Origin of the sequence: Phytobacter sp. MRY16-398 (genome assembly GCF_003925915.1) — a bacterium.
Lineage (GTDB): Bacteria > Pseudomonadota > Gammaproteobacteria > Enterobacterales > Enterobacteriaceae > Phytobacter > Phytobacter diazotrophicus.
This window is the reverse complement of record NZ_AP018756.1, coordinates 2,985,442-3,003,168: the sequence shown is the minus strand read 5'-3', so window position 1 is coordinate 3,003,168 and position 17,727 is coordinate 2,985,442. Positions and strand designations below refer to the sequence as shown.

17 protein-coding genes are annotated in these 17,727 nt (G+C 54.2%); 6 read left to right on the top strand and 11 right to left on the bottom strand.

What is annotated here, in order from left to right; all coding sequences use genetic code 11:
* The first annotated feature begins 69 nt into the window (after nt 1-69).
* The gene (locus MRY16398_RS14810) at nt 70-1,572 is read left to right on the top strand and encodes an MFS transporter (RefSeq protein ID WP_125124692.1); all 1,503 of its coding nucleotides are present in this window, start codon (nt 70-72) and stop codon (nt 1,570-1,572) included.
* Here the strand turns inward: MRY16398_RS14810 and MRY16398_RS14805 are convergent.
* The 3 genes from MRY16398_RS14805 to yddG form a co-directional block, all read right to left on the bottom strand.
* Nucleotides 1,556-2,032 (bottom strand): RES family NAD+ phosphorylase, encoded by a 477-nt coding sequence (locus MRY16398_RS14805; RefSeq protein ID WP_039079059.1) that lies wholly within the window; start codon nt 2,030-2,032, stop codon nt 1,556-1,558. The genes MRY16398_RS14810 and MRY16398_RS14805 overlap by 17 nt on opposite strands.
* Nucleotides 2,032-2,478, bottom strand: a complete 447-nt coding sequence (gene parS, locus MRY16398_RS14800; protein WP_071194172.1) for a type II RES/Xre toxin-antitoxin system antitoxin — start codon at nt 2,476-2,478, stop codon at nt 2,032-2,034. The genes MRY16398_RS14805 and parS overlap by 1 nt, the downstream gene beginning before the upstream one ends.
* Before the next feature lie 65 nt (nt 2,479-2,543).
* Complete coding sequence (gene yddG, locus MRY16398_RS14795; protein WP_125124691.1) at nt 2,544-3,425, bottom strand: aromatic amino acid DMT transporter YddG; 882 nt, start codon at nt 3,423-3,425, stop codon at nt 2,544-2,546.
* Nucleotides 3,426-3,757: 332 nt separating this feature from the next.
* Between yddG and fdnG the strand changes: the two genes are divergently transcribed.
* The 3 genes from fdnG to fdnI are packed head-to-tail and all read left to right on the top strand — an operon-like array spanning nt 3,758 to nt 8,347.
* Nucleotides 3,758-6,805 (top strand): formate dehydrogenase-N subunit alpha, encoded by a 3,048-nt coding sequence (fdnG, locus tag MRY16398_RS14790; RefSeq protein WP_125124690.1) that lies wholly within the window; start codon nt 3,758-3,760, stop codon nt 6,803-6,805.
* Between the two features lie 11 nt (nt 6,806-6,816).
* A complete protein-coding gene (gene fdxH, locus MRY16398_RS14785; protein ID WP_079497449.1) occupies nt 6,817-7,698 on the top strand; it encodes a formate dehydrogenase subunit beta in 882 nt (293 codons plus the stop codon).
* Nucleotides 7,691-8,347, top strand: a complete 657-nt coding sequence (gene fdnI / locus MRY16398_RS14780) for a formate dehydrogenase-N subunit gamma (protein WP_125124689.1) — start codon at nt 7,691-7,693, stop codon at nt 8,345-8,347. Before fdxH ends, fdnI begins: the two co-directional genes overlap by 8 nt.
* A gap of 83 nt (nt 8,348-8,430) precedes the next feature.
* Here the strand turns inward: fdnI and MRY16398_RS14775 are convergent, their stop codons facing one another.
* The 3 genes from MRY16398_RS14775 to ppk2 form a co-directional block, all read right to left on the bottom strand.
* The gene (locus tag MRY16398_RS14775) at nt 8,431-8,754 is read right to left on the bottom strand and encodes a CcdB family protein (RefSeq protein WP_125124688.1); all 324 of its coding nucleotides are present in this window, start codon (nt 8,752-8,754) and stop codon (nt 8,431-8,433) included.
* Nucleotides 8,754-8,945 carry a hypothetical protein gene (locus tag MRY16398_RS14770; RefSeq protein ID WP_039079051.1) on the bottom strand — a complete coding sequence of 64 codons (192 nt, stop codon included), beginning with the start codon at nt 8,943-8,945 and terminating at the stop codon, nt 8,754-8,756. Before MRY16398_RS14770 ends, MRY16398_RS14775 begins: the two co-directional genes overlap by 1 nt.
* Nucleotides 8,946-9,114: 169 nt before the next feature.
* Nucleotides 9,115-9,933: a polyphosphate kinase 2 gene (gene ppk2 / locus MRY16398_RS14765; RefSeq protein WP_039079050.1), complete on the bottom strand. Its 819-nt coding sequence runs from the start codon at nt 9,931-9,933 to the stop codon at nt 9,115-9,117.
* A gap of 245 nt (nt 9,934-10,178) precedes the next feature.
* Here ppk2 and araJ point away from each other — a divergent pair, with 245 nt between their 5' ends.
* Nucleotides 10,179-11,354 carry an MFS transporter AraJ gene (gene araJ, locus MRY16398_RS14760; RefSeq protein WP_039079049.1) on the top strand — a complete coding sequence of 392 codons (1,176 nt, stop codon included), beginning with the start codon at nt 10,179-10,181 and terminating at the stop codon, nt 11,352-11,354.
* Nucleotides 11,355-11,395: 41 nt separating this feature from the next.
* Here araJ and MRY16398_RS14755 read toward each other — a convergent pair whose 3' ends face one another.
* Nucleotides 11,396-11,833 carry a VOC family protein gene (locus MRY16398_RS14755; RefSeq protein ID WP_125124687.1) on the bottom strand — a complete coding sequence of 146 codons (438 nt, stop codon included), beginning with the start codon at nt 11,831-11,833 and terminating at the stop codon, nt 11,396-11,398.
* A 183-nt stretch (nt 11,834-12,016) separates the two neighbouring features.
* On the bottom strand, nt 12,017-13,732 hold the full coding sequence (locus MRY16398_RS14750; RefSeq protein ID WP_125124686.1) for an ABC-F family ATP-binding cassette domain-containing protein: 1,716 nt from the start codon (nt 13,730-13,732) through the stop codon (nt 12,017-12,019).
* A 324-nt stretch (nt 13,733-14,056) separates the two neighbouring features.
* Between MRY16398_RS14750 and MRY16398_RS14745 the strand changes: the two genes are divergently transcribed.
* On the top strand, nt 14,057-14,362 hold the full coding sequence (locus tag MRY16398_RS14745; RefSeq protein WP_232034334.1) for a glutamine synthetase: 306 nt from the start codon (nt 14,057-14,059) through the stop codon (nt 14,360-14,362).
* A gap of 100 nt (nt 14,363-14,462) precedes the next feature.
* On the opposite strand, the gene MRY16398_RS14740 is transcribed toward MRY16398_RS14745, so the two are convergent.
* The 3 genes from MRY16398_RS14740 to MRY16398_RS14730 form a co-directional block, all read right to left on the bottom strand.
* On the bottom strand, nt 14,463-16,160 hold the full coding sequence (locus MRY16398_RS14740) for an NAD-dependent malic enzyme (RefSeq protein ID WP_039079046.1): 1,698 nt from the start codon (nt 16,158-16,160) through the stop codon (nt 14,463-14,465).
* Nucleotides 16,161-16,336: 176 nt separating this feature from the next.
* Complete coding sequence (sra, locus tag MRY16398_RS14735) at nt 16,337-16,471, bottom strand: stationary-phase-induced ribosome-associated protein (protein WP_039079045.1); 135 nt, start codon at nt 16,469-16,471, stop codon at nt 16,337-16,339.
* Nucleotides 16,472-16,638: 167 nt separating this feature from the next.
* On the bottom strand, nt 16,639-17,688 hold the full coding sequence (locus tag MRY16398_RS14730; RefSeq protein ID WP_232034333.1) for a mannuronate-specific alginate lyase: 1,050 nt from the start codon (nt 17,686-17,688) through the stop codon (nt 16,639-16,641).
* Nucleotides 17,689-17,727: the final 39 nt, after the last annotated feature.

Here is a 17,727-nt window from a genome sequence, read left to right as displayed (position 1 = left end):
GGACAGTTGTTCAACTTTCCGTAGGATCGCCATTCTGGACGCGTGTCCAACATAAGTTATGAGGAAATTATGGTTCGTCAGTGGTTAACATTGGTCATTATCGTGCTGGTTTATATTCCGGTCGCTATTGATGCCACCGTCTTGCACGTGGCATCACCGACATTGAGTGCAGAGCTGGCAGCCAGCGGTAATGAGTTATTGTGGATCATCGATATCTATTCTCTGGTGATGGCGGGCATGGTGTTGCCCATGGGGGCACTGGGAGACCGCATCGGTTTTAAACGCCTGTTGCTGACGGGCAGCGGTCTTTTTGGGCTGGCCTCCTTTCTGGCGGCCATGTCTGCCAGCGCGGAGCAGTTGATTGCCTCGCGCGCCATTCTCGCCATCGGCGCGGCGATGATTGTTCCGGCGACACTTGCCGGTATCCGCAACACATTTTCAAAAACAGAACATCGCAATATGGCGCTTGGCGTCTGGGCCGCGGTGGGCTCCGGCGGCGCCGCGTTTGGCCCATTGATTGGCGGCTGGTTGCTGGCTCATTTCAACTGGGGCGCCGTGTTTCTGGTCAATGTGCCGATCGTGATGGTGGTGATGGCGTTGACCGCGCGTTATGTGCCTCGCCAGCCGGGGCGGCGTCAGCAACCGCTCAATCTCAGCCAGGCGGTGATGCTGATTGCGGCCATTCTCATGCTGGTATGGAGCGCCAAAACGGCGCTCAAAGGTAGCGTTGCCGCCTGGGGGGTGGTCGCGGTGTTCTTCGTAGGAGCGACACTGCTGGCCGGATTTGTGCGTCGGCAACTGGCGGCGCCTGTCCCGATGATCGATCTGCGCCTGTTCACGCATCGCATCATTCTGAGCGGTGTGTTAATGGCCGTGACAGCCATGGTTGCTCTGGTCGGTTTTGAGCTGCTGATGGCGCAGGAGTTACAGTTTGTTCACGGCTTTACGCCGTTTGCCGCCGGACTGTTTATGCTGCCGGTGATGCTCGCAAGCGGGTTCAGTGGTCCGATAGCCGGTATGCTGGTCTCCCGCCTCGGCTTACGCCAGGTGGCATCCGGCGGCATGGCGCTGAGTGCCTTTAGCTTTTTGGGACTGTCGATTACAGACTTTTCCACCCAACAAACCCAGGCCTGGATCCTGATGGCGCTGCTGGGGTTTAGCGCGGCCAGTGCGTTACTTTCTTCTACAGCGGCCATCATGGCTGCAGCCCCGAAAGAGAAAGCGGCCGCCGCAGGGGCTATTGAAACCATGGCATACGAACTGGGGGCAGGGCTTGGCATCGCGCTGTTTGGTCTGATTCTCACCCGCAGCTTCTCGTCTTCGATTACGCTACCCGCGGGGTTAAATGACACGCAGGCAGCGCTGGCGTCGTCATCAATTGGTGAGGCATTCCAGTTGGCGAAAGAGGTCTCACCCCCCCAGGCGGAAGGGATTATGCATGCGGCCAGAAGCGCGTTCGTCTCGTCGCATAGCGTGGCATTAAGTACCGCCGGCATCATGCTGATGGTGCTGGCGGTCGGCGTGTGGCTGAGCCTTAAAGGTGTTGACAGACAGGCTAGCAAGGACGGCTAAGACGGGGATCCAGCATAAAGGGTTCGGACTTTACGCTTTTGAGGACTTTCGCCGCCTGTGGGTGTTCGGGGTTAAACAGCGCGTTCCATTCGCCGGTGATGGTACTGGGGACGCGCAGTACCAGCCCGTTTTGCTTTGATGCCAGCCACTCATCGCCGATGTGTTGCGTGGAAACAGGCGGCGGGTCAGCTTTCCAGTCTTCGGGCAGGGCGGTCAAATCCAGCGTCGCGATAAGATTACGTGGTACATCGAGGGTTAAGAAACAGTAGCCCTGGGCGATATCTTCAATCTCAAGATGTACCAGTGTTTCCAGCACGCAGAGAGCTTTTGATTCACCCAGGTAGACGCATTCATGCCCCGGTGAATTCCAGCGTCCGCCAAAGGTTCGCGCGCCGTAACCGTCGAAGGCGGTCAGCGCATAGCGTTCTTTGACCAGACGCCAGAAGGTGACAGTTTCCATTAGCCGATCACACCATGCTCAAGGCGACCAATCAATGTCAGTACCGCTTCCGCACCGGCGGGTGTCGAGAGAAGCTCTGCGGGTTTTTTACCGCCAAGGCCTTTCGCGGGTTTATTGAGCCAGGTGGCCATACGCTCGCTGTCACCTTCAAATAACTCACGAGCGGCGCTGATCACTCGTGCCAGCGTGTAGACGCGCGCACTCTGTTCTGGTGAAAAGCGTTTTTCCGCGCTGTTAAGCCTGCGGCTATAGGTATTACGATCAATGCCAGCCATTCGGCACAGCGTGATTTCATCAAGAGAGACGGCGCCAGCGATATCACGCAACACACCTGCACTCAGACCGGCATTAATGCTGTCATGAGCGGCAATCGCCGTGGCGGGCAGCCCCAGGATGCTGAGCAGGTCGTGCGGGATCGCGCGTACGCCCGGTGTATAGAGTTGCATTTTTCTGCTCCATCTGTTCATTTGATATTAATTTTAGTTCAAATGAACAAGGGGGGCAATGATCACTACTGATGCCGTGTCGCCCACCAACAAAGCAGGGATCCGCCGCACACCATAAACGCGCCCTGCCAGAAGGAAAACGAGAGCGGGGCGCTCAACACGGCGGCTGCCAGCGCCGAGGAGAGTACCGGTGTGAAGTACGACGCGGCAGCGAGTACGGCAACGTGGCCGTGTAAAATGCCGGTATTCCAGGCCGCGTAGCCGAAGCCCAGCGCGACGGCGGTCATTGCCAGTTTGATCACCACAGGAAGTGTAAAATGCATGGCGGGTTGATCGGTCAGGGCAAATTTTATCCATAAGGTTGCCGCCGTCAGCAAAATAAAGAGCGTAATGCCATTCGACCCTTTGGCATATTTACTGGTGACGGTACAGTAAGCTGCCCAGATAAATGCACCGGCAAAAGCAAGAGAATAACTTAACGGGCTTGAGAGAATATTTTGTGTAATATCGTGAAGATTCAATCCCTGTTCGCCGCCCAATACCCAGCTCACCCCCATGACAGCCAGAATGAGACCCGGAATGACCCACAGAGTAGCTTTTTGTCCATTAAACAGGATCGCAAATAGAATGGTTAAGCTCGGCCATAAATAGTTAACCATGCCGACTTCTATCGCCTGCTGGCGTGTTGCGGCAAACCCCAGTGACAGGGCGAGGCAGAGTTCATAGCTGACAAATAAAACGCTGCCCATCAGTAAATAGCCGCGAGGGAAACGGCGAATATCGGGAAAACCGACCGTGAGAATAAGTAAAATGCCGCTCAGGGTATAAATCATCGCCGCACCGCCGACCGGACCTAAGCCTTCGCTAACTGCGCGAATCAGACCCACCATCGTACTCCACAACACGATGGCTAACAGCCCGGTCAACGTGGCTCTCTTCTTATTCATGTAACTCTATTCCCTTAAAAAACAGCAAAGAGGGAATTTATAGCACTTTACTTAGCATGCCTACTAATAAATCACGATGCAATATCACCCCTTTAGGGGTAATTAAATGCGCCAGAAAAGACTATTAAGAAGTTGCTGCGTTGCAATATTGATTTGCCGCAAATTACGCAGGGATATAGCTGTTAGTTTTCCTCGCCAGTACACCCGTCATATTTCAAGTTGCCGATGTGTTGGCTGCGTTCGCTTTTCGTAAGCACCAGGGAATCCGTTCTCTTGCCGCCTTTGCGCAACTCGAATTATTCAGGGGCTCTCTTCATATAACGAGGAACACAATGGACATCAGCCGCAGGCAGTTTTTTAAAATCTGCGCGGGTGGTATGGCCGGGACAACCGTTGCTGCGTTGGGATTTGCCCCCAAAGCGGCACTGGCGCAGGCGCGAAATTATAAGCTCCTGCGTGCGAAAGAGGTTCGAAATACCTGCACATACTGCTCCGTAGGTTGCGGGCTATTAATGTATAGCCTGGGTGATGGGGCGAAAAATGCCCGTGAATCGATTTATCACATTGAAGGTGACCCGGATCATCCGGTTAGCCGCGGCGCGCTGTGCCCGAAAGGGGCGGGCCTGCTCGATTATGTTCACAGTGACAACCGTCTGCGCTACCCGGAATACCGCGCCCCGGGGTCTGACAAATGGCAGCGCATCTCCTGGCATGACGCCTTCGAACGTATTGCCAGACTGATGAAAGATGATCGTGACGCCAACTTTGTAGAGAAGAATGCGCAAGGTGTAACGGTCAATCGCTGGCTCTCTACCGGGATGCTGTGCGCCTCGGCAGCCAGCAATGAAACCGGCATGCTGACGCAAAAATTTGTGCGCTCTCTCGGCATGCTGGCGGTAGACAACCAGGCACGCGTCTGACACGGACCAACGGTAGCAAGTCTTGCTCCAACATTTGGTCGCGGTGCGATGACCAACCACTGGGTTGATATCAAAAACGCGAACGTCGTGATGGTGATGGGCGGTAACGCCGCTGAGGCACATCCGGTGGGATTCCGCTGGGCGCTGGAAGCAAAAAACAGTAACGATGCGACGCTGATTGTCGTCGACCCGCGCTTTACGCGTACGGCGTCGGTGGCGGATATCTATGCGCCAATCCGTTCCGGTACCGACATCACTTTCCTGTCGGGCGTACTGCTGTACCTGATCGAAAACAATAAGATCAACGCCGAATACGTCAAACACTACACCAACGCCAGCCTGCTGGTGCGGGACGATTTTGCCTTTGATGACGGCTTGTTCAGCGGCTATGACGCGCAAAAACGCCAGTACGATAAATCCTCCTGGCACTATCAGTTCGATGAAAACGGCTATGCCAGACGGGATGAAACGCTGACCCATCCGCGCTGCGTGTGGAACCTGCTAAAAACGCACGTTTCCCGCTATACGCCGGAGGTGGTGGAAAATATCTGCGGTACGCCAAAAGAAGACTTCCTGAAAGTCTGCGAAGTGCTGGCCTCCACCAGCGCGGCAGACCGGACCACCACCTTCCTGTATGCGCTGGGCTGGACGCAGCACACCGTGGGCGCGCAGAACATCCGCACTATGGCGATGATCCAACTTCTGCTCGGCAATATGGGCATGGCTGGCGGCGGCGTTAACGCGCTGCGCGGTCACTCCAATATTCAGGGCTTAACAGACTTAGGGTTGCTGTCGACCAGTCTGCCGGGCTATCTGACGCTGCCGTCAGAAAAACAGGCAGATCTGCAATCTTATCTCACGGCAAATACACCGAAAGCCATGCTGCCCGATCAGGTGAACTACTGGGGTAACTATCCGAAGTTCTTCGTCAGTCTGATGAAATCTTTCTATGGCGATGCCGCGCAGAAGGAGAACAACTGGGGCTTTGACTGGCTGCCGAAGTGGGACCAGGCCTATGACGTTATCAAGTATTTCAACATGATGGATAAAGGCAATGTCACAGGCTACCTCTGCCAGGGCTTTAACCCGGTGGCGTCTTTCCCGGACAAAAACAAAGTGGTGCGCAGCCTGAGCAAGCTGAAATACATGGTGGTTATCGATCCGCTGGTCACGGAAACCTCTAATTTCTGGCAGAACCACGGCGAAATGAATGATGTGGATCCGATGGCCATCCAGACCGAAGTTTTCCGTCTGCCATCGACCTGTTTTGCCGAAGAGGAGGGTTCAATTGCCAACTCCGGGCGCTGGCTACAGTGGCACTGGAAGGGGCAGGATGCGCCGGGTGAAGCGCGCAATGACGGTGAAATTCTGGCCGGGATTTACCATCGCCTGCGCGAGATGTATCGAAGCGAAGGCGGCAAAGGTATTGAGCCGCTGCTCAAAATGCGCTGGGCGTATAAGCAACCTGAAAGCCCCGAGCCTGAGGAAATAGCAAAAGAGAACAACGGTATTGCGCTGGCGGATCTCTACGACCCGGCGGGGGCGTTGATTGCGAAGAAAGGGGAGTTACTGAGCGGTTTTGCGCTGTTGCGAGACGACGGAACCACCGCGTCTTCCTGCTGGATTTATACCGGTAGCTGGACCGGGCAAGGCAACCAGATGGCTAACCGCGATAACGCTGACCCGTCAGGGCTAGGCAATACGCTGGGCTGGTCCTGGGCGTGGCCAATGAACCGCCGTGTGCTTTACAACCGCGCTTCGGCGGATATCAACGGTCAACCCTGGGATCCGAAACGCATGCTGATCCAGTGGAACGGCAGTAAATGGGCGGGTAACGATATCCCGGACTTCAACACTGCACCGCCGGGCAGCGCGACCAATCCGTTCATCATGCAGCCGGAAGGGCTGGGACGCCTGTTTGCGCTTGATAAGCTGGCAGAAGGGCCGTTCCCGGAACACTACGAGCCGATGGAAACGCCGCTCGGCACGAACCCGCTGCACCCAAACGTGATCTCCAGTCCGGTCGTCCGTCTGTACGAAGACGATGTCGCCCGTCTTGGCAAGAAAGACAGGTTCCCCTATGTCGGCACCACTTACCGCCTGACGGAGCATTTCCACACATGGACCAAACATGCGCGCCTGAACGCTATCGCGCAGCCGGAACAGTTTGTCGAGATAAGCGAAGGGCTGGCGAAAGCCAAAGGCATTGCCAACGGCGACCGCGTGAAGGTCAGCAGTAAGCGTGGCTTTATTCGCGCAGTGGCGGTGGTTACGCGTCGTCTGCGCACGCTGCACGTTAACGGCCAGCAGGTGGAAACCATTGGCATTCCGCTGCACTGGGGATTTGAAGGGGTGGCGCAGAAAGGCTACATCGCCAATACCCTGACACCCAACGTCGGCGATGCGAACTCGCAAACGCCGGAGTACAAGGCGTTTCTGGTCAACATCGAGAAAGCGTAAGGAGCGACGATATGGCAATGGAAACACAGGACATTCTCAAGCGCTCCGCGACAAATCCCATCACCCCCGCGCCACGTGCGCGGGATTATAAAGATGAAGTGGCCAAGCTGATTGATGTCTCTTCCTGCGTGGGCTGCAAAGCCTGCCAGGTGGCCTGCTCTGAGTGGAATGATATCCGCGATGAAGTCGGGCACTGCGTCGGGGTGTACGACAACCCGGCGGATCTGAGCGCCAAATCCTGGACGGTGATGCGCTTTAGCGAAACCGAACAGAACGGCAAGCTGGAGTGGTTGATTCGCAAAGACGGCTGCATGCACTGTGAGGATCCGGGTTGTCTGAAAGCTTGCCCATCCGCCGGGGCGATCATCCAGTACGCCAATGGGATTGTTGATTTCCAGCAGGAAAATTGTATCGGCTGCGGCTACTGCATTGCCGGGTGCCCCTTTAACGTCCCGCGCCTCAATAAAGAGGATAACCGGGTCTATAAATGCACCTTGTGTGTGGATCGCGTGAGTGTCGGCCAGGAGCCGGCCTGCGTGAAAACCTGCCCAACCGGGGCCATTCACTTTGGTACCAAAAAGGAGATGCTGGACGTCGCGCAGGCGCGCGTGGAGAAACTCAAAAAACGCGGCTATCCGAATGCGGGGGTCTACAACCCGCAAGGCGTTGGCGGCACACATGTGATGTATGTGCTGCACCATAATGACCAACCGGCGTTGTACCACAACCTGCCGAAGGATCCGGTCATCGACACGTCCATCAGCCTGTGGAAAGGGGCGCTGAAACCGCTGGCTGCCGCCGGATTTATCGCCTCGTTTGCCGGGTTGATTTACCACTACATCGGCATTGGGCCGAATAAAGAAGTCGATGACGACGAGGAGCATCATGAGTGATTCGAAAATAATTGTGCGCACCCGGTTTATTGATCGCGCCTGTCACTGGACGATGGTTATCCTCTTCTTCCTGGTGTCGCTGTCGGGGATATCGTTTTTCTTTCCGACGCTACAATGGCTGACGGAGACCTTTGGTACACCGCAGATGGGGCGCATCCTGCACCCGTTCTTTGGCGTTGCGGTCTTCCTGCTGCTGATGGTGATGTTTGTGCGCTTTGTGCATCACAACATCCCGGACAGGCAGGATATTCCCTGGCTGAAAGGGATTGTGGAGGTACTGAAAGGCAACGAGCACAAGGTCGCGAAAGTCGGCAAATATAACGCCGGGCAAAAGATGATGTTCTGGACCATCATGAGTATGATTTTTATCTTACTTGTATCCGGTATCATCATCTGGCGCCCCTGGTTTGCCCAATATTTCCCGATACAGGTGATCCGCTATAGCCTGCTGATTCACGCAACCTCTGCCGTTATCCTTCTTCACGCCATCCTGATTCATATGTATATGGCGTTCTGGGTGAAAGGCTCAATTAAAGGGATGATCGAAGGGAAAGTGAGCCGCCGCTGGGCACGCAAACATCATCCGCGTTGGTACCGTGAGGTCGAAAGACAGGAAGCCAAAGAAGAGAACATGCACGGGCTCAGATAGCGTTCGCCGGGTATACCAACTGCGTATTTACCCGCTTACCCGGCCTGGCGCGTTCACAGGCGTCAGGCTGGGGAGGGGGGCGGTCAGACATTGGTGATCAACGCGTCGATGGCATTGACGACGTCTCGCCTGGCCGACCTGAGGTTACAAATAAAATCTTTATGATGAATCCGCGACGTTTCCAGATTTGTCAGCATCGGGGAATAAAGCGTTAGCGATTCAAACTCGACATTAATTTTGGGTGCGACATTGAGATGCCATAAAGGCAGCTTTGGGTTTCGCATAAGAGGAATGATGACTCGGGTAGAAAAATCATCATAACAATCGTCCTGAACAATCATATAATATGGCAATATTTTATTGGTTTGCGAAGAAGGATTTCGATATACATTAAATTGTCTCAGCATTAAAGCACCCTAAAATATTCGTCATCCGTAATAGTTCCATGTTCTGCAACAAACTCATTCATCGCTCGAATAAATTCCTTTTCATTTTCAGATAGCTTCGTACCATTAGGCTTTCCTTTTGGTTTCGCCTGTGGCGCGTTGCTTCTGGCATGTGAACGAGGCGCCGCACTATGTACGGAATAATTTTTCATCAGTTCATCTCCCTTGTGTTTATGTAAACATTATCAATCCCCCCGCACAAAAAACAATACTGAACCCCCTGGTAATTCCCTTTCTGCGAGAACAATTCCAGAAAAAAAGAAACACGTGAAATAAAGGCAACTGCATCGGCAGCGGTAACCGATGCAGGAAGACACTTATTCAGAACGGTTCGGGAATAATACGGAAAGGATAATGGGTGGGTTTAACTTTACCTATTTTGCGTTTCGGGAACTCCACCGGATCGTCCGGAATATCCTCATAAGGGATCTGCGTTAGCAGGTGGGTAATGATATTCAGCCGTACACGTTTTTTGTCTTCGGAGCGGGCGACAAACCACGGTGCCCATGAGGTATCGGAGGCTTCGAACATCGCGTCTCGCGCAACAGTGTAATCATCCCAGCGGTCGAAGGATTTGATATCCATGGGGGATAGCTTCCAGGTCTTGCGGCCATCGTTCACGCGGTCGCGCAGACGGCGTTCTTGCTCTTCCGGCGTCACCTCAAGCCAGTATTTCAACAAGATAATGCCGGACTCAACCATAGCGCGCTCCATCATTGGGATGCTTTCCAGAAATTTATCTACTTGTTCCATTGTGCAAAATCCCATCACGCGTTCAACCCCGGCGCGGTTGTACCAGCTACGGTCAAAGATAACAATTTCACCTGCCGCCGGCAGATAGGGAACGTAACGCTGCAGATAAAGCTGGCTTTTTTCGCGCTCAGTGGGGGCGGGCAGGGCGACAACGCGGAAGATACGTGGACTGACGCGTTCAGTAATGGCTTTGATGGTGCCGCCTTTGCCCGCGCCATCACGCCCCTCAAAGACGATGCAAACTTTGAGCCCTTTGCTGACAACCCAGCGCTGAAGTTTTACCAGTTCAACGTGAAGCCGGCGTAACTCTTTCTCATATTCCTTGTTTTTAAGCGGCGCCGCAGGAGGTGCGTCAGCGATGGTGCTGATGTTTTTCTTCTTTCCCATGACTCTCTTCCTCTTTCAAATAAATAACGAGACGCCTAAGAAGTGTAATGGTCGGTTCAGGTGCGCGCGAAAATTACTCGTGTCATTGTATTTCAGGGGGTTCCGATATATCGCACAGGGTATGAAAACATTCACAGCCTGAGCTGAATGTATGGATGAATATGCCAGCAGGAGAGTTTGAACTGGTTCACACTTAACGAATGGTCGATAATGCTTGTTGCATTCTATTAACATGTGGTTGTGGTATGAAAAAGACGATTTTTTCGTTAGCACTGGGCACTTTTGGCCTTGGCATGGCGGAATTTGGCATTATGGGTGTGCTGACCGAACTGGCGAAAGATGTAGGGATCTCCATTCCGTCGGCGGGCAATATGATCTCCTTTTATGCTTTTGGCGTGGTGATCGGCGCGCCGATTATCGCCGTGTTCTCCAGCCGTTTTTCCTTGAAAACCATTCTGTTGTTCCTGGTCGCCATGTGCGCGGTGGGGAATACAATTTTTACCTTTTCATCGTCATATACCATGCTGGCCATCGGCAGGCTGGTGTCGGGGTTCCCTCATGGCGCGTTCTTCGGCGTTGGGGCAATTATTCTGTCTAAAATCGCTCCTCCGGGAAAAGTGACACTGGCCGTTGCGGGTATGGTCGCCGGGATGACGGTAGCTAACCTTGCGGGTGTACCGCTGGGAACCTGGCTTGGTCATGCCTTTAGCTGGCGCTACACCTTCATGCTGATTGCGCTGTTTAATTTGCTGGTGCTCGTTTCCATTCTCCTCTGGGTTCCTCAACTTTTTGATAAATCCGAAACCCGTTTTACCGAACAGTTTCGCTTTCTGAAAAAGCCAGAGCCGTGGTTTATCTTCGCCGCCACCATGTTTGGCAACGCGGGCGTCTTCGCCTGGTTCAGCTTTGTTAAGCCATTTATGCTGAACGTGTCCGGCTTTTCGGAAATGTTCATGACGGTCATCATGATGCTGATGGGGCTGGGAATGGTGTTGGGTAATCTGTTAAGCGGCAGATTGTCGGGACGATATAGTCCGCTGCGTATCGCAGCCACCACCGATCTGGTGATTGTACTGTCTTTGCTGCTGCTGTTTGCTTTCGGCGAAAACAAAGTCGCCTCTTTAACGATGGGTTTTATCTGCTGCGCGGGTCTGTTCGCTCTGGCGGCACCGCTACAAATTTTGCTTTTACAGAATGCCAAAGGCGGTGAATTACTGGGTGCGGCAGGGGGGCAAATTGCCTTTAACCTCGGCAGTGCCATCGGCGCTTATTTTGGCGGCCTGATGATCACGCTCGGTCTGAGTTGGGATTACGTCACGCTGCCCGCCGCAATCCTTTCGTTCTCGGCCATGTCAGCGCTGCTTATGTACGGGCGCGTAAAGGCGAAGCGGGTTCGGGCTGACGTTAGCGCACTGGCCTGAAAAAAAACGCTCTCAAGGGAGCGTTTTTCGTCACATCACAATTAATCGCGCAGCCACGGCGTAATGCTTAAGCCCACCAGAATGCCTTCCGGGCTGAGAAAGCGGGTGATGCTTTGTCCCCAGGGCTCAAGGCGGTTATCCACGAGCAGGGCGTAGCCTTTCTCGCGCAGCACACGGGTTGCGCTGTCAAGATCGGCGACTTCGAACTCAATCCAGCTTTGCGGCGCGGGAATATCGGCAGGCCATACTTCTGTGCCAAAGCAGGACTGTGCCGCCTGATGCAACGGCCAGAGTGCAAAATGTTTTGCGTCGTCCAGCGCGCCATGTTCGGCTAACAGGTAATCTTCATTGCCCTCCATGGGCTTAATGGGAAGACCTAACGTCTCCTGGTAAAGTGCTTTACTGTCGCCCACGTTGCGTGGGACTGGGCCAAAACCTGCAATAAACAACACATCCAGGCCACGGGTCGAAATATCCATATCTGTTTCACCTCAGTCGGTATGCGGAAAAATATCAATAAGACAGCGCACGTATAACGGCATGCAAAAAAATATGCGGTTATGCGGGGCCATTTTTAGCGCTTACATTGCTTTTTACAACAGATAACGCCTCTCTCGCCATGAGAAAAAACAGGCGCAAAAGCGCCTGTTTAAGTAGGTGTCTTACATCAGTAACCGGTTGATTCTGGCTATCTCCTCTCGCCACTGCGCCTGTAGCAACGGTTTTTGATGCGCCGGTTTACGCGCCAGATCCTGCTCAAGGCGGGTTTCCAGAGCAATTAACTGCTCCAGTAACGCATCGCTTTCATCAACCAACTCCGTTGATGCCGCTTTTGCTGTTACCGGCGTCTCATCTCCCTGTTGTTGCTGGCGCAGACGTTCGTAGACCACCTCGACGTCGTGCCATTCGCTAAACTGCCCCTGTTCAACCAGCCAGAAGCGGTTACAACTCTGGCCAATCAGCTCACGATCGTGGCTGACCAGCAGTACACCGCCCGAGAACTGTTGCAGCGTTTGCATCAGTGCCTCTTTACCGCTCATATCCAGATGGTTAGTCGGTTCATCGAGCATCAGCAGGTTGTAGCGTGCCAGCGACAGGCCAACAAATAGCAGCCGGGAGCGCTCGCCGCCGCTGAGCGTTGCCACTTTTTGTCCGTGACGAGCCCAGGCAAACCCGGCGCTGATTAACGTCATTTTGCGCAGTTCCGCCGAGGGCGCGAACGGTTCCAGCGCGTCCAGAAGCGTCGCGTCATCGGGCAGTTGCTCCAGCGTCTGATCATAGTACCCGGCATGCAAACGTGGATGAACCGCCATCCCAGGAGCCGCGATATCACCGGTCAGTTGACGCCAGATAAGCCGAAGCAGGGAGGACTTCCCACAGCCGTTTTGCCCGATAATGGCAATTCGGTCGCCGGTTTTCACGCGCGCCAGCGGCACGGAAAAGAGCGGTGGTAAACCCGGCGCGGCGCTGACGGGGAGATGTTCCATCTCCAGCAAACGGTCGGCAATCAGCGGTTCGCCCTGGAGTGTTAAACGCCACAGACTTCCTGCCGTCAGTTGCGTCTGGCTCTCTTTGAGGCGCTCTACCTGCTTTTCCATTTGCTTTGCTTTGCGCGACAGATCTTCATTGTCGTAAACACGCCCCCAGGTCGCCAGCCGTTTGGCGCTGCTGGTAACCCGGTCAATCTCTTTTTGCTCTGCTTTGTGGCGCAATGCATCGCTGGCATCCCGCTCCTGCAGCGCCTGACGCGCGGCAGAGCAGGGAAGTGCGAAGTAATGCAGCCGGTTATCGCGAAGGATCCAGGTGCCATTGGTCACGGCATCCAGTAGCGCCCGGTCGTGAGAAACCAGCACAAAGCTACCAGACCAGCGCTGTAGGAATCGCTCCAGCCAGAGCATGGTTGGCAGATCGAGATGGTTACTGGGCTCATCCAAGAGCAATAAATCAGGATCGGTGATTAACGCGCGGGCCAACAATAGCCGGGTATGTTGCCCGCCACTGAGGGTTGCCGCAGGTAGGGCTATCTCATGTTCACTGAGTCCCATTCCGGCTAACAGCGCTTGCGCACGCCAGCGCTGAACGTCACGTTCGCCCGGCGCAAGTCGGGCCAGCACGGCGTCAAGCAGGGTGAGATCCAGCAGCGTGTCGGGCAGATGTTGCTCAACGCGCGCCATCAGGCAGTGATTCGCCACTGAAACGCTGCCCGCAGAGGGCAAAACGGTGCCATCAAGAACTTTCAATAGCGTACTTTTGCCGCAGCCGTTGTCGCCAATGAGACCAAGCCGGTCGCCTTGTTTCAGGGTAAAGGAGATATCAGAAAATAACGGACCAAATGCCGTTTCAACACGTAATGATTGTGCAGACAGTAATGTGCTCATTGCTTACTCAAGAGTTACAGGCATAGGCATGCCTCGTCAAACATCGCTGACGATAACCCGGTAAGCCCGAGGAAGGGTGTTAGTTAGCTTCGCTCAAGCCGAAGTTATCGCAGCACGATACCGATAACGCTTGAGCTGGTGCGATCACCAAAGGCATGTGAAACGAGAAAACGTTCACAGTACGACATAATTATCCTCCTTTTATTTATCCGGTTAATGGGTAGCAGCAGTGTAGCGAGGTTTTACCGAGGATGCCAGCATCGGCGTCATGGGCATTTACAGTTTTTTTATGCCGGTAAACCTGCGCTCAGGAGCCCAGTCATCATGCACAATGATTACTATCGACTGGCCGGCGCCGATGCTAATCCCTATCTGGTTATGGCGACAGTACTGATCGGTATGCTGTATGGTCTGGAACAGGTTAACGATACCGAGCTGCCGGATATTCTCAATAACGCGCCACTGCTACCGCTTTTTCAACAGGACGCCCTCACTCTCTTCGCCCAATGCGACTACCTCAAGGCGGCGCTGGGCATTGAATTTTCCCGTTACTGGATCCATAGCCGATTGATGGAATTAAGCGCTTTCGAAGGCATCGTGACGGCCGAAGAAACGCATTTCCCGTCATGACTCAGTGCATCTTGTGAACAGGTCGTAGTGCCGGAAAAAACAAAAATAGCGGCGGATAAAAGGAAAGAAACCCGGCAACATCGCGCTGCCGGGTGAGTCATCAGATAGAGGTTCGACGATAGTTGCGATATTCCGGCAACCAGAAGTTATCGTCAATTGCCTGCAACAGCGCCTCTTCGGACGTTTTCACAGCAACACCTTCTTGTTGGGCGACTTTTGCCACCGCGAAGGCGATTGCGCGGGAAACGATATGGATATCTTTCAGCTCCGGTAAGACCAATCCTTCACCGTTAATGACCAGCGGAGAGTATTTCGCCAGTGTCTCACTGGCGGACATCAGCATATCGTCGGTAATGCGCGATGCGCCGGAGGCAATCACACCCAGACCAATACCCGGGAAGATATAGGAGTTGTTGCACTGTGCAATAGGCCAGGTTTTCTCGTTCCAGGTTACCGGCGTGAATGGGCTACCTGTGGCGACCAGCGCCATACCGTTCGTCCAACTGATAATGTCCTGCGGTGTCGCCTCAACGCGCGAGGTCGGGTTTGACAACGGCATGACGATCGGACGCGGGCAATGCTTGTGCATTTCACGGATGATCTCTTCCGTAAACAGCCCCGGCTGGCCGGAAACACCAATCAGAATATCCGGCTTAACGTTACGCACTACGTCGAGCAGCGACAGCGCATCGGTCTGCGCATCCCAGTTCTGCAGATTTTCGCGCTTTTGTACCAGCTTGTTCTGGAACGGCAGCAGGTTCGGCATCTGGTCGGTGAGCAGGCCAAAGCGATCCACCATGTAGACTTTCTGACGGGCATCGGCTTCGCTTAACCCTTCACGCTGGGTCTGGGCAATAATCTGCTCGGCAATACCGCACCCGGCAGAACCCGCGCCGAGGAAGACAATCTTCTGGTTGCTGAGCTGGCTACCCGCCGCGCGGCTGGCTGCGATCAGCGTACCGACCGTCACGGCGGCGGTTCCCTGAATATCATCATTGAAGCAGCAGATTTCATTGCGGTAGCGATTAAGCAATGGCATCGCGTTTTTCTGGGCAAAATCTTCGAATTGCAGCAGCACATTCGGCCAGCGATGTTTCACCGCCTGGATAAATTCATCAACAAACGCGGTGTACTCATCGCCGGTAATGCGCGGATGGCGCGAGCCCATATATAGCGGGTCGTTAAGCAACTGCTGATTGTTGGTACCGACATCCAGAACCACGGGCAGTGTGTAGGCCGGACTGATACCACCACACGAGGTATAAAGGGAGAGTTTACCAATAGGAATGCCCATACCGCCGATACCCTGGTCACCCAGGCCGAGAATACGTTCACCGTCAGTGACCACAATCACTTTGATGTTATGGTTCGGCACATTTTGCAGTATGTCATCCATACTGCCGCGGTCTTGCAAGGAGATAAACACACCGCGCGCGCGACGGTAGATTTCCGAGAAACGTTCACACGCCCAGCCTACGGTCGGGGTATAAATGACCGGCATCATCTCATCGAGATGGTTCTCGACCAGACGATAAAAGAGGGTTTCGTTGGTGTCCTGGATATTTCGCAGGTAAATGTGCTTGTCGATATCCGTCTTAAAGCCCTGGTACTGTAACCAGGCGCGTTCAGCCTGTTCTTCAATGGTTTCCACCACGGCTGGCAACAGCCCCAGCAGGTTGAAGTGGCTTCTCTCTTCTACACTAAATGCGCTGCCTTTATTGAGTAGCGGGAACTCAAGTAATACAGGCCCGGCATAGGGAATATACAGCGATCGGTTTTTATTATGCTTCGTATGCATTTTACAGCTCCTAAGTCGACGATTCCGGCGCGAATGCCTGTTCGCGCGGGTACAGCGGCGCGCGCCAGTATAAAGCATACATATGGTAAATACTTCTTGTTCACGCGATTTGGGAGATGAATTTTACGAGGTGTAATGCCACCCCGGGCGGGGCGGCATGAAAGGGGAAATGTACGTTATTCAACGCGACGATGACGACCAGAACGGTGCGTCACGGTCACTTCCTGATCGTCCTTATTCACCACTTTCCTGATATTAGAGACTTTGTAATCCAGCCCCATAATATGACGTGCCTGACGGTTCGATTTCATGCTTACTCCTTAATCCAGTTGATGTTTCAAGGACAAGCCCGGCGCGATGACTGGGCGAAATATAACCTGATCCAGTGCGACTACAGGGTAGCCGCAAAAGTGATGGTCCCCTAATCCGCCAGCGAGTGCAATGATCGATGTCCGCTTTCGGAACAGTCCGGCTGCGGTTAATGGGCGGCAAAAAGCCAGCTCAGATCGCCGCCCAGTCGGGTGCTGTGCAGCGGGCGCAGGGCGGAAATTCGCTGATTTGTCCGGGCATCGCAGGTTTGCAGCGCACACCAGCCCTCAAGCCAGGCAATGCTGGAGGCCTGCTGAGTAAAAGCGCTGTCCTGGGGGATACCGGTCTTACGGGTGAACACATCCGGATTGTCGAACCCGGACAAAATGCGCCGGGCCAGTCGCTGCAACGCGTTATCATTTTCCGCCGTCACCTCAACACCATTACTGCGCGCGAACAGGGCAATCATCACCAGCGGCTGAATGGCATAGTTGTGATAGGAAAAAGCGCGCTGCTTGCGGCGCAGTTCATTGGGTAAGAAACCCTCGCTATCCACCTGGTTTGCGGCGGTGCGGTACATCGCCAGCGACTGGTCAAAGAGATCGCGTCGGTCGGTGACAATCGCCGTCGCCATAATCGCCCAGGCCGCCCAGTAGCTGTGGTTGTTAACGCGTTTTAATGGCAGGTCACGCCAGTCCGCCACGGTCAAATCGGCCAGATGACTGAGCCAGTGTTCAACGTCGGCTGCTTTTTGCTGCTGTCGGTCTAACGGATGCGCAGGGGAGAATTTCAACCGCAGCCAGGACGATGAGAGCGTTGCCAGTGCCCACTTTCGCATCGATTTCCCGGTGTGGTTTTTGGCAACAGCGGTTAATGCGCCGGCACGCGCCCAGGCATCCAGGCCATTGACCACGCAATCTGCCCGCGCCGGGTTGCCATCGCGGGCGAATCCCGTCACGACCTGGCTGACCACTTTTTCAAGTTCAGTGATCGCCTTTGTCTGCTCATGGAATGCCTGGTCGGCTTGTGGATTCAGCGTGGCGCGAGCGCTGTCCGACCCCTCATATTTACTGGTGAAATCTAATGCCCCGGTAAAGGGGGCCGGAAATGAAGGGCAGGTAAAACGGGAAGCAGCATGGTGTTGCGGTGGTTGCTGGTAACCTGCCGGGGGTTGCAAACTGGCCCCGGCAGATGTCGCCGTGACGGCGGCAATAACCAAACACAACCTTCTGACCAAAGCGAACATGGGTAACCTTGC